Genomic DNA, 13575 nt, shown 5'->3' on the forward strand with positions numbered 1-13575 from the left:
TTGTAAATCATGAAAAGAATAATTAATAAAGTTTACTTATTCGCTTTCTCTTTCGTATTGGTATTCTCTGCCTGTACGAACTTAGAAATCGAAGAAACTGATTCACTAATTAGTGATGGATTTCAAGGATTGGCAAACCCATCTTCCTCTGTTGACGAATTGTACAATAGACTTAATGGACAATATGGTGACCAAGCAAATCTGTATGCACTAAATGAAGTTACCACCGATGCCGCTTTGGTTCCAACAAGAGGAACCGACTGGGGAGATAATGGTCGCTGGAGAAATTTGCATACGCATGAGTGGAATGCAGAAGCTGTTGACATTGTAACTCCATTTAACGATTGGAATGCCAACCAGTTAATTGCTTCACAGATATTGGATTCCAGAAGTAATCCAAGTGACCAAAACATTGGCGACGCCAGTTTTGTAAGAGCATATTCAATGTGGATAATTTTAGACTTGTTTGGGCAGGTTCCGTTTAGGGATGTAACCTTACCTTCATCATCCATACCTGAAGTTTTAACAGGTCAGGCGGCCTTAGATTTTATTTTAGCAGATTTGGAACAAGCTATTTCTAAATTACCAAGTGTAAGTGCCAGTAGCGGAGAAGCCAATGGTCGTGCCAGTAAAGCAGCTGCAAAATTTCTAAAAGCCAAGGTTTTGCTTAACAAGTTTATCTATATTGATGGAACGGCGGAATCAGCAGATATGGCTCAGGTAGTTTCATTGGTAGATGAAATAGCTTCAGAAGGCTATGGATTGCAAGCAGGGTATTTTGATTTATTCCGAAATACTGCAGACAATGAAACTATATGGTCATTAAGATCAAGTACTGGTAACCGTATTTTCAATGGCCTTCATTACAACTCAACTGCTTTAAGAGGTGGTGGATGGAACGGTTTCAGCACTTTGGCAGAATACTATGATTTGTTTGAAGGTGATGCCAATAGTAACCCGGTTGGAGGTACACAAGAAGAACGAAGAGGATTTGTGCCAACAGAAGGAACTGCTTTTACCGGTGAGGAAGGAACTTCAGATAATGGTGGATTAGAAGACGGATCTAATGTTGGTTTTGGTTTCTTGATCGGTCAGCAATATGATCTAGACGGAACAGCATTGAAAGATAGAGCAGGTGCTCCATTAACTTTCAAAAGAAATTTTCAGGACGGTTCTGGGAATAACAGCTTAATTAACAATGATGAAACTACCGGTATTCGTGTTATTAAATACCACCCAAAATATGGTGGAGGTGATGAGCCCCATGAAATAGTTTTTAGATATGCAGATGCACATCTAATGAAAGCCGAAGCATTAATGCGTAGTGGTGGAGACCCTACCGCTTTGGTGAATGAACTAAGGGCCATTAGAGGTGCGACACCATTTGGTACCGTTAGCGAACAACAGTTGTTGGATGAGAGAGGTCGCGAACTATATGCCGAATCCTGGAGAAGAAATGATATGATTCGTTTTGGACAATATACAAGAGATTGGGAGTTTAAGGCAGCAAACTCGATTGGAAATTCAACTTATGAGCTGTTCCCAATTCCTGCTGCACAGCTATTAGCTAATCCAAACCTGGTACAAAATCCCGGGTATTAACAATCTAAGTTTTAAGTTTATTTGATTATTTGAGAAGGCTGCCAAATGGCAGCCTTTTTTTTATCGAAATAACAGAGCTAAATACGCGATAAAATAATATACACGTTTTAAAGAAGGGAGGGAATCAACTATTCCTCAACAAATCAAAGGCAAATACCAATACAAAATTCTTATTAGTTTCCTGCTAAAGCTTAAATAACTGATCAGGTCAATCAGGACATTCATTAATCAAATAATTAATCTGACACAGTTAGAAATCTATTATTTAGCAAAATAGATATAGACTCCAATCACAATAAGGCAAATAATGGCGCCAAATTGTTTTACATATTTGAATGGAGTGATTTCAACTTGCTTGGTATATTGTTGTTCAAAAGCTTCTTTTCTAGGATAGAATTTTCCAATCAACAACATGATTCCGGCATTTAACAAAAATAGAATGGCCATTACATGTAAATAATGAGGATATGCGTCTGCCTCAACCAAATTCAAAGCAGCCTCATCTGTAATGCCAGATGCTCTAGCAGCCTCCAGGGCCTTCTCCACTCTATATGGGCCAACAATAAATTGACTAACAATATATAGCCCAGAGCCCATGAATATGGCAATTTTTGCAGCAATTGCAGGTACACGCTTGGTTAAATAGCCCACAACAATAATGGTTAAAATAGGAATGTTGTAAATACCGTTAATCTCTTGAAGGTAATTAAAGAGACTTCCAGCATTTGCAATTAAAGGCGCTATAAACATCGCAGCCAAAGCCAAACAGACACCAAAAATTTTACCATACTTTACAACTGTGCCTTCCGGCGCTTCTTTGTTAATGTGCTGTTTGTAAATATCAATACCAAAAAGTGTAACTGAACTGTTCAGAACACTATTAAAAGAACTTAAAATAGCCCCAAACAAAACGGCCGCAAAAAAACCAACCAAATATTTGGGTAGCACAGCACCAACCAGTGCCGGATATGCCAAATCGCTCGACTCTAAATTTCCATCAAAATAATGATATGCAATCATCCCTGGCAACACCAAAATTAGAGGCCCTAAAATTTTCAAGAAAGAAGCCAACAACAATCCTTTCTGGCCTTCAGCTAGATTCTTAGCTCCCAATGCTCTCTGTATAATTTGCTGATTGGTTCCCCAATAAAACAATTGAACCAACATCATTCCTGTAAAAATTGTAGAAAAAGGTACTTCTTGACCATGATTCCCTGTAGAGTCAAATCTTTCAGGATCGGAAGAAACCAGCGTATCCAATCCAGCAAGTACGCTGCCATCCCCTATTGCCATTAAACCAAACACGGGAATCAATATTCCACCGATAATCAACCCAATTGCATTTATGCTATCTGATACAGCAACCGCTTTCAACCCACCAAATACGGCATAAATAGAACCGATGATGCCAATCCCCCAAATACAGATGACCAAAGCTGTAGAATCTGACACATTCAACATTTCAGGCACATTAAACATTCCGCTTATGGCCACAGAGCCAGAGTATAGGATAACAGGCAAAAGCACAACCACATATCCTGTTAAAAACAATCCTGAAGTAATTGTTTTGGTAGTAACATCAAAACGATTTGCCAAAAACTGCGGTACGGTAGTCAATCCTCCTTTTAAATATCGCGGCAATAAGAATATGGCCGCAACAACCATAGCTATAGCCGCAAGTGTTTCCCATGCCATTACAGATAGGCCATCTTTATAGGCACTTCCATTTAGCCCAACAATTTGTTCCGTAGACAAATTGGTCAACAGCAAAGACCCGGCAATAACACCTGCCGTTAAACTTCTGCCTCCCAAAAAATATCCGTCCGATGATTTTTCGTCTGTAGATCTTGTTGCCAAATATGAAATGATTCCCACTAACAGGGTAAAGCCCAAAAAAGATAATATTCCTAACATTTTGATTCTTTCGTTTGGTTTGTTGTCCATAAATATATTGGATTATTTATCAAAACAAGAACCCCATATCAAGATTCGGGAAATCTCAAACGTTTTCGTTTAAATTCCACAAAATATTAACTATTGTTACGTTTCTAATTCTTACGGGATTGGTTATATTAACATCTTATTTTCTTGAAATAGATGAGAGGGAAATTTTGGATTTTTATTGGTGTTTTTTTACTGGTATTGAGCTGTAAAAAAAATGATTCAAAAAACCTCTTTTTGAACAGAACATCCCCCCGAACCGGTATCACATTTAAGAATGAACTAACAGAAACCCCAGAGCTGAATATTCTTAATTATCTCTATTATTATAATGGTGCAGGTGTTGCTGCTGGGGATTTTAATAATGATGATTTAACGGACCTCTACTTTACCTCAAATCAAGGCGAGGACAAACTCTATTTAAACAAGGGTCAATTCAGTTTTGAGGATATAACCAAGGTCGCAAAAATTGATAACGACACCGGGTGGACAACAGGGGTTACCCATGTCGATATCAATAACGATGGGCTTTTGGACATTTATATTTGTAAAGTAGGCAATTATAATACTATCAAAGGGAAAAACCTCCTTTATGTCAATCAAGGAGTAGATGAAAATGGCATTCCATCTTTTAAAGAAGAAGCGTCCAGCTACAATTTGGATTTTTCTGGATTTTCAACCCAAGCATCTTTTTTTGATTATGACTTGGATGGAGACCTTGACATGTACCTTCTCAACCATTCTGTAAATGCAAACCGATCATATGGCAAGGGAGCTAAAAGAAAATTAACTGATCCATTATCCGGAGATATTCTTTACAGAAATGATAATGGGAAATTTGTGGATGTTTCCAAAGAAGCAGGTATTTTTCAGGGAAACATTGGCTATGGCCTTGGTTTGGGGGTCGGCGACCTAAACAATGATGGGTATCCAGACATCTATATTGGCAATGATTTTTTCGAAAACGACTATCTCTATATCAATCAAAAAGATGGCACGTTTAAAGAAATTATCTCAAGTGGTGATGGAAAAATGGGACACACATCACATTTTTCAATGGGCAATGACCTAGCAGACATCAACAATGATGGACTAACCGATATTGTTTCTTTGGATATGCTTCCCGAAGATTTGGAAACCTACAAAACCTCGGGATTGGAGTATGGATTCCCTATTTATCAACAATATCTAAAAAACGGATATGCTCCGCAGTACATGCAGAACACGCTTCATCTCAATTTGGATGGAGAGCATTTTAGTGAGGTTTCCCATTTAAGCGGAATAAATGCTTCAGAATGGTCTTGGGGAGCATTACTTGCAGATTTTGACAATGATGGCTTTAAAGATGTTTTTGTTTCAAATGGTATAAAGGGTGCTACCAATGACATGGATTTTATCAATTATATCTCCAATGATCATATCCAGAAAACCATAAGTTCAGGGTTATCCAAAGATGATATGGCATTTATAGAACAGCTGCCCAGCAAAAAAGTGCCAAACTATTTTTTCAAGAATAATGGAGACATCACTTTTTCAAATATGTCGGGATTATGGTCTAAAGAAATTGAATCCTATAGCAATGGGTGTACATATGCTGATTTGGACAACGACGGTGATTTAGACGTGATAGTGAACAATGTGGACCAAGAAGCTTTTATGTTGGAAAACACCCTCAATACAAACCATTACCTTAAGGTAAGATTCCGTGGAGGCCCCAACAACTACTTTGGCATTGGTGCAAAGATCATTTTATATCAAGGCTCCAATATAATTACACAAGAAAACTTTGTGACTCGCGGGTATCTTTCAGCCAAGAATCATAACCTTCACTTTGGAATTGGAAAAGATTCTATCATTGATTCTCTTAAAGTAATTTGGCCTGGCGGAAAATATCAAACAATCAAAAACATCATTACGCCAAAAACTCTGAATGTCTCTTTTACAAATGCAATCGGAGATTGTTACAAAAAACAAAACATTGACATTGAATCCTTCTTTTCTGCCCCTGCTACAAAATTGAATTTTGTTCATAAAGAGCAGCAAACTTTAGATTTTGACCGAGATCCCTTAATCCCTTTTTCGAACTCCAATGAAGGCCCCTCTGTTTCCGTGGCCGATATAAATAATGATGGTTTTGAAGACCTGTTCATCAGTGGGGCAAAAAAACAAGCTTCCGCTCTCTTTTTACAAAATGAGCAAGGCGGGTTTCAAGAAAGTCAAGCAGATTTATTCGAACTTGATAAAATCAGCGAAGACACTGATAATGTTTTTTTTGATGCCAACAATGATGGAAACCTTGACTTACTTGTAGTGAGCGGCGGCAACGAATTTACCAAAGGAAAACCCCTAACACCTAGGCTTTATCTCAACAAAAAAGGTCAACTTATTAAAGATCAAACCCAATTTGGAAATATTGAAGTGAATGCCTCTAATGTAAAAGCTGTTGATATTGACAATGATGGAGACCAGGATGTTTGTATTACATCTGATTTGGTTCCCGGAAAATTTGGAGACATCCCCAAACAATATCTTTTTTCAAATGATGGTAAAGGAAATTTTACAGAAATCACCTCCACATTTGCTCCAGAATTTGAAGCCGTTGGAAACATAAAAGACATTGTATGGCATGATTTAGACAAAAATGGATATCCAGACCTTATTGTTGCCGGTCATTGGACTCCCATAACCATATTCCTCAATACTGGAAACAGACTTGTTAAACAAAGTGAAAACGGGTTGGGAAAAACCTACGGCTGGTGGAACAGTATCCGAATGGCAGATTTGGACAATGATGGAGATCTGGACATTTTAGCTGGTAACTGGGGCTTAAATACCAAGTTCAAAGCATCAGTTGAAAAACCGGTTACACTTTATAAAGCCGATTTTGATGAAAATGGGTCAATAGAAACATTGGTCACCCATTTCCACGGGGGTAAGGAAACCGCTTTTGCATCAAAAGACGAGTTGGCCAAACAAATGCCCGCACTCAATAAAAGGTTCCTTTTTTACAAAGATTTTGCGAAAGCATCTTTGGAAGAAATTTTTGAAAAAGAAAAGTTAGAAGGAGCCAGTAAAAAACAAATTTATCAACTGAGTACTTCCTACTTTGAAAATGATGGAAGTGGTAATTTTTCACCAAAAAATTTACCACTAATCATCCAATCTTCAACAGTTAATAACATTTACATTAACGATATCGATGGAGATGGATACAAGGATGCATTATTCGTTGGAAATAATTTTGAGATAAGCACGCAACTTGGTAGATTGGACGCATCGCATGGACTTTTATTGCAAAATGATGGCAATGGCGACTTAATCTGGAAACAAAACTTAAAAGTTTCAGGAGCTGCTAGAGAGATTGAAAAAATAAGAATAAATGGGAGAGAGGAATTCATCATAACACTAAACAATGACTCTCCTGTTTTTTTAGTCAAAAACCAGAACACCAAATGAAATTGAGATATGTAATTATGTCCGTTCTATTGATGCAGATTGTAGCCTGCACCAACCAAGAATCGAACAACACTGAAGAGAAAAAAACGGAAACACTGTTCACTTTGCTTCCTTCCACGGAAACTGGGGTTGATTTTGTGAACAAGGTAGAAAACCAGAAGAATTTCAACATTTTCAAGTACAGAAATTTTTATAATGGAGGTGGTGTGGCTATAGGAGACATCAATAACGATGGCCTTTCGGACATTTATCTTACCGGAAACATGGTACCCAACCGCCTTTACTTGAACAAAGGCAATCTAAAATTTGAAGATATTTCTGAAAGTGCAGGAATAATGGGCAATAAACCTTGGTCCACTGGAGTACTGATGGTCGATGTTAACCAAGATGGGCTTTTGGATATTTATGTTAGCAACGCCGGTAATTTGGAAGGCAATAACCACGACAATGATTTATACATCAATAATGGCGACCTCACCTTCACGGAAAAAGCAAATGAATACAATCTGGCAAAAACAGGGTTTACCACCCATGCTTCCTTTTTCGATTATGACAAGGACGGTGATTTGGATGCCTATATCCTCAACAACAGCAATATTCCTGTAAGCAGTCTTGGTTATGCAGAACAAAGAGGCGTTCGGGCCCAAGATTGGGAAAAAGTGCCCCATATTTTCCGAGGTGTGGGCGATATGCTCCTCAGAAACGATAATGGCAAGTTTGTAGATGTTAGTGAAGAAGCCGGAATCTATGGCAGTTTGATTGGTTTTGGGCTTGGGGTCATGATAACGGACCTTAATAAAGATCTTTACCCTGATATCTATGTTTCAAATGATTTTTATGAACGGGATTACCTCTACATCAATCAAAAAGATGGTACGTTCACTGAAGAAATCAAAGATTGGACCTCTCATTTAAGCCTATCCGCAATGGGAATAGACATCGCAGATATCAACAACGATGGACACAATGATATTTTTATCACGGATATGCTTCCAGAACCCGAAGAAAGGGTTAAATCCGTTATGGAATTTGAAGGCTATAACATTTTTGAGCTCAAACAGAGTAAGGATTTTTATCAGCAATACATCCAAAACACCCTTCAACTCAACAATGGGAATGGCACTTTTTCAGAGGTGGCCTATTACAGTGGTATAGATGCCACCGATTGGAGTTGGGCTGGACTTATGTTTGATATGGACAACGATGGACTAAAGGATATTTTTGTAACCAACGGAATTAACCACGACCTAACCGATTTGGATTTTGTTGACTTTTTTGCCAATGAAATCATTCAAAAAATGGCCCTAACGGGCAAAAAGGAATCCATTGATTCTATCATCAATAAAATGCCCATAAAACCTCAGCCAAATTTTGCTTATAAAAACAATGGCGATATCACCTTTAAAAATGCCAACAAGGAATGGGGATTTGATTTGCCCACAAGATCTAACGGTGCGGCTTATGGAGATTTGGATAATGATGGGGATTTGGATTTGGTGATCAACAATGTAAACACGGAAACATTTGTTTATCAAAATAATACCAACAACCAACTTGATAACAATTACATCCAGCTTAAGTTTAAAGGCCCTAAAGAAAATCCTTTTGCCATAGGAACTTTGGCGCAGTTTTATTTTGATGGAAACATTATCAACCAGGAACTCATCCCTTCCCGCGGATTTCAATCTTCCATGGATTATGGAATGACCATTGGAATGGGAAAATCGGATAAAATGGATTCAATCCGCATTGTTTGGCCCGATGACCGTACCCAAAAGTTGGAAAATGTAACCGGCAATCAGCTGATCACATTTAAACACGAAGAATCAACCGGGGTATATACAATTCCTAAAAAAGAAATTCAAAGATCCTTTTTAAACGAATTGGATTCGAAAATACTGGGTGAGCATAAAGAAGATCATTATAATGATTTTGATTTTGAGGGCCTTATTTATAAAAAATTGTCACAGGAAGGTCCCTCTTTGGCCGTTGCCGATGTAAACGGAGATGGTCATGAAGACTTTTTTGTAGGTGGAGCTGACAATCAAGCTGGTGCAATTTACATACACAAAGGAAATGGAAATGTTACCCGAAAAACCTCAAAAGCTCTTGAAGATGACAGCAAACATGAGGATGTGGCTGCTTCATTTTTTGATGCGGACGGTGACAACGATTTAGATTTACTGGTAGGTTCAGGCGGGAACAATGTCAACAAACAAAATAGCTACAGACCACGGCTATATTTAAATGATGGCAACGGCAATTTTTCCAAATCTGAAAAAGAACTGCCTTCAACATTTAAAAATATCTCCACCATTTCTCCTAATGATTTTGACAGTGATGGAGATATCGATGTATTTATTGGGTCACGAAGCGTGGTTGGAGTTTATGGGGTGTCACCAGACCATTTGCTCCTTGAAAACAAAGGCGAAGGTGTTTTTGTTGATGCATCTGAACGTTTAGGTTACGATCTTAAAAACGCTGGTATGGTCACAGATTCCAAATGGGTGGATATTGATGGGGACGGAAAGAAAGATCTAATCGTTACCTCCGAATGGGACACTCCAAAAATCTACAAAAATACAGGAAGAAGGCTTGTGAAATATACCTCTTCTCTGGATAGTCTTTATGGCTGGTGGAACACCCTTGAAACTGCCGATCTGGATAATGATGGCGACCAAGATTTGATATTGGGAAACCAAGGGCTGAATCTTCATTATAGACCAATGGAAAATCAACCCATGAAAATGTGGGTCAACGATTTTGATGATAATGGTACCATTGAGCAAATTGTAACATTACATTCCAACGGTGGTGACTATCCCATACATCAGAAAAAGGAACTGACAGAACAGCTTGTTTCTCTAAAAAAGGAGAACCTCAAAGCATCAGATTATGCCAAAAGAACCATTCAAGAGCTATTTTCTAAAGAAATCATAGATAATTCAATTGTAAAGCAGGTAGAGACTTCAGCCTCTATGATTGCTATAAATGAAGGAGGTGGCAAGTTTACCATTCAAAAACTTCCTCCAAGAGTGCAATTGTCCTGTGTTTGTGACATTACCTGTACCGATGTAAACAATGATGGCAACCTTGATTTGATCATGGCCGGAAACAATTATGAGTACAAGCCACAATTCTCCAGACTGGATGCCAGTTATGGTAACCTTTTGTTAGGAGATGGAAAACTTGGTTTTGAATGGCAAAACTATGACACCAGCGGTTTTAAAATAAAGGATGAAGTAAAATACCTGGAACAGTTCAAGGACAAAAACGGGAACACCTTCATAATTGCAGCTATTAACAATAACAAACCAAAGATATTTGCCATTAATGAGTAAGCTATCAACAATATTTATCATCGTTGTGCTTTTGGCATCCTGCAAAAAAGAGGGTGGTCTTTTTAAAAACCCAGACCCTAAAACCACTGGGGTCACCTTTAGCAATGACATCACTCCGTCCGACAACCTCAATATTTTGGATTATTTATACTTCTATAATGGCGGAGGAGTGTCAATAGGAGATATTAATAATGATGGATTACCAGACATTTTCTTTTCGGGGAATCAAGTAAAGAACAAACTATATTTAAATAAAGGGAATCTTAAATTTGAAGACATTTCCACCGCTGCTGGAATAGAGGGGAATAGTAGCTGGAACACTGGCACATCCATGGCCGATGTGAATGGGGATGGGTTATTGGATATCTATGTTTGTGCAGTTGTGGGTCTAAATGGATTCAACGGATTCAATGAGCTCTTCATTAACAATGGCGACAACACATTTACAGAAAGTGCCGCTAAATATGGGCTTGACTTTGACACCTACAGTTCCAATGCTGCTTTTTTTGATTATGATCTGGATGGGGATTTGGACCTTTATCTGTTAAACCATGCCGTACACACTCAAAATTCCTATGGCAAATTTGATTTACGCTATGAGCGCAATTATGAGACTGGGGATAAATTGCTCAGAAATGACCAAGGTAAGTTTGTGGATGTTAGCGAGGAAGCAGGAATTTACGGCGGTATAAATGCTTATGGTCTAGGATTGGCCATATCTGATTTTAATTTGGATGGGTTCCCGGATATTTATGTAGGCAACGATTTTCATGAAGATGATTACTATTATTTGAACAATGGAGATGGCACATTCACTGAAAGCCTGAAAAAGTATTTTGGACATACCAGCAGGTTCTCCATGGGAAATGACGTGGCAGATATAAATAATGATGGAAGACCTGATATGATTTCGTTGGATATGCTTCCCGAAGATGAAATTGCGCTAAAATCCTCCGAAGGAGATGACAACATTCAAACACAAAAGCTTAGAATAAATAGGTTTGGGTACCATTATCAGTTCACACGGAACATGCTCTATGTGAACCAACCTGATGGAAATTTTATGGAGACTGCTTTAATGAGTGGTATTGCCGCAACGGACTGGAGTTGGAGCGCTCTTTTTGGGGATTATGATTTAGATGGGCTACAAGATATCTTCATATCCAACGGTATTCCCAAGCGACCCAATGACCTGGATTTTATAAAATTTGTGTCCAGTGATCAAATCAAGAAAAAAATTGACAATACCAAGTTGGTAGACCAAGAAGCCCTACAACTGATGCCCTCTGGTAACGTGCATAACTATGTTTTTAGGGGTGGCAAAAATTTAATTTTTGAGAATATGTCAGGGCAATGGACAAGCAACGACACCTTGGTTTCCGGAGCTACGGCAATAGGTGATCTGGACGGTGATGGCGACCTCGATTTAGTGACCAATAACCTGAACCAACCTGCATCACTCTACATAAACAAAGCGGCCAATAATGGGAATTACCTAAAGGTAAAGTTCAATTTTTCCGCAGAAAACAAGTTTGGAATCGGCACCAAAGTATATGCTTATCACAAAGGAAAACTACAATTTAAAGAGCTGTTCCCTTCCCGCGGATTTCAGGCCTCTTCGGAGCCTATAATTCACTTTGGGTATCCAAAAAATGTGCAAAAAGCGGATTCTTTAAAGGTAATTTGGCCCAATAGGACCTTTCAGGTACTGAAAGATGTGGCACTGAATCAAACTTTGGAAATTCAACCAGAGGACACCAAATCTTTTGATTATCAATCATTGCATAAGAAAAATGAACCTTTATTTGTCCCTCTAGCTAATAACTTGGGGATGGATTTCACCCATGTGGAGGACAATTACACAGACTTTAACCGAGAAAAATTAATCCCATATCAAATATCGGATAGAGGTCCTGCATTGGCCGTGGGAGACCTAAACAATGATGGAAAGGAAGATATTTTTATTGGCGGTTCAAAATTTGGCCTTTCAAAAATATTTTTGCAACGAGATTCTGTTTTTGTTGACCATCATTTTCCCATCATTACAAAAGATTCCATCAAAGAAGATGTTTCAGCTGTAATAGCTGATTTCAACAACGACCAAAAAAACGATTTGTTTATAACCTCTGGTGGCGGTGATTTTTTTGGACAGTCCGATGCACTTTTGGAGCAATTCTATATTCAAGGAGATGCTACTTTTGAGACCACAAACCTTCCAGAATATTATCAAAATGCTTCTGTGGTCAAACCCAACGATTTTGATAATGACGGCGATTTGGATGTTTTTGTCGGTGGACACACCATAACTTCCAAATTTGGATCTCCGGCCAATTCCTATATTTTAAAGAATGAAAATGGAACTTTCAAAGTACTGGATGGATTTAACAAACAATCACATGGAATGGTCACCGATGCGCTTTGGAGCGACTTTGACAATGATGGCGCAACAGACTTGATTCTTATAGGTGAATGGATGTCCCCTAAGTTTTTAAAGAATGAAAATGGGACTTTCACCGAAACCCAAAATTTAGACCTAAAAGGGTTATGGCAAAGTATTGAAGCTTTTGATATTGATTCCGATGGAGACATGGATTACCTTCTTGGAAACTGGGGTACAAACTCAAAATTTAAAGCTTCCAAAAAATTCCCGATGAAGCTTTTCTTGAATGATTTTGATGACAACGGGCAAACAGAAACCGTTACGGCACTGGAAAAAGACGGTATCTATTATCCATTGGAGTCCTTGGATGGATTAGCCTCCCAAATGGTATTCTTAAGAAAAGAATTCAATAGCTATACCTCTTTCGCAGGAAAAACAGTAGAGGAAATCTTTGGAAAGGAAAAACTGGACAAGTCCACGGTACTAGAAGTGAACACCTTGGACTCTGGGTATTTAAAAAACAACAATGGAGAGTTTGTTTTTGTTCCCTTCAAAAATGAACTACAGGTTTCCCCAATGATGGCCTTTTTAGTGGATGATTTTGATGGAAACGGTACCAATGAAGTATTGATAGGGGGAAATTACTTTGGAGTAAAACCTTATCACGGCCGGTTTGATTCATTTCCGGGAGCATTGCTTAAAAATGAAAATGATATAATTTTAGGAAATCAATTAGGTTTGGATTTTACCAAAAAATCTTTGAGACATTTAAAAACAATTACCCTCAACAAACAAAAATATTTACTTGCAATCTTTAATAATGATAAATTGCAGGTTTATAAACTCAACAACTAA

At 38.2% G+C, this 13575-nt stretch carries 5 protein-coding genes; 4 read left to right on the plus strand and 1 reads right to left on the minus strand.

From position 1 onward, the window contains the following. Positions 1 to 9: 9 nt before the first annotated feature. Positions 10 to 1602 (plus strand): RagB/SusD family nutrient uptake outer membrane protein, encoded by a 1593-nt coding sequence (locus tag CRO15_RS01160; RefSeq protein WP_097043895.1) that lies wholly within the window; start codon positions 10 to 12, stop codon positions 1600 to 1602. A 261-nt stretch (positions 1603 to 1863) separates the two neighbouring features. Here the strand turns inward: CRO15_RS01160 and CRO15_RS01165 are convergent, their stop codons facing one another. Further along, complete coding sequence (locus CRO15_RS01165) at positions 1864 to 3516, minus strand: solute:sodium symporter family transporter (protein WP_097044803.1); 1653 nt, start codon at positions 3514 to 3516, stop codon at positions 1864 to 1866. A 264-nt stretch (positions 3517 to 3780) separates the two neighbouring features. Between CRO15_RS01165 and CRO15_RS01170 the strand changes: the two genes are divergently transcribed. The 3 genes from CRO15_RS01170 to CRO15_RS01180 are packed head-to-tail and all read left to right on the plus strand — an operon-like array spanning position 3781 to position 13575. Next, positions 3781 to 6999, plus strand: coding sequence for a VCBS repeat-containing protein (locus CRO15_RS01170; RefSeq protein ID WP_243396873.1), 3219 nt, complete (start codon positions 3781 to 3783; stop codon positions 6997 to 6999). After that, positions 6996 to 10340 carry a VCBS repeat-containing protein gene (locus CRO15_RS01175; RefSeq protein ID WP_097043897.1) on the plus strand — a complete coding sequence of 1115 codons (3345 nt, stop codon included), beginning with the start codon at positions 6996 to 6998 and terminating at the stop codon, positions 10338 to 10340. Before CRO15_RS01170 ends, CRO15_RS01175 begins: the two co-directional genes overlap by 4 nt. Continuing rightward, the gene (locus CRO15_RS01180) at positions 10333 to 13575 is read left to right on the plus strand and encodes a VCBS repeat-containing protein (protein ID WP_097043898.1); all 3243 of its coding nucleotides are present in this window, start codon (positions 10333 to 10335) and stop codon (positions 13573 to 13575) included. The genes CRO15_RS01175 and CRO15_RS01180 overlap by 8 nt, the downstream gene beginning before the upstream one ends.

It is taken from the genome of Flagellimonas pacifica (assembly GCF_900215465.1).
Lineage (GTDB): Bacteria > Bacteroidota > Bacteroidia > Flavobacteriales > Flavobacteriaceae > Flagellimonas > Flagellimonas pacifica.

Bases quoted from the DNA above. Each gene is read 5' to 3' on its own strand.
- CRO15_RS01160 (WP_097043895.1), top strand. From the start codon at position 10: ATGAAAAGAATAATTAATAAAGTTTACTTATTCGCTTTCTCTTTCGTA.
- CRO15_RS01165 (WP_097044803.1), bottom strand. From the start codon at position 3,516: ATGTTAGGAATATTATCTTTTTTGGGCTTTACCCTGTTAGTGGGAATC.
- CRO15_RS01175 (WP_097043897.1), top strand. From the start codon at position 6,996: ATGAAATTGAGATATGTAATTATGTCCGTTCTATTGATGCAGATTGTA.
- CRO15_RS01180 (WP_097043898.1), top strand. From the start codon at position 10,333: ATGAGTAAGCTATCAACAATATTTATCATCGTTGTGCTTTTGGCATCC.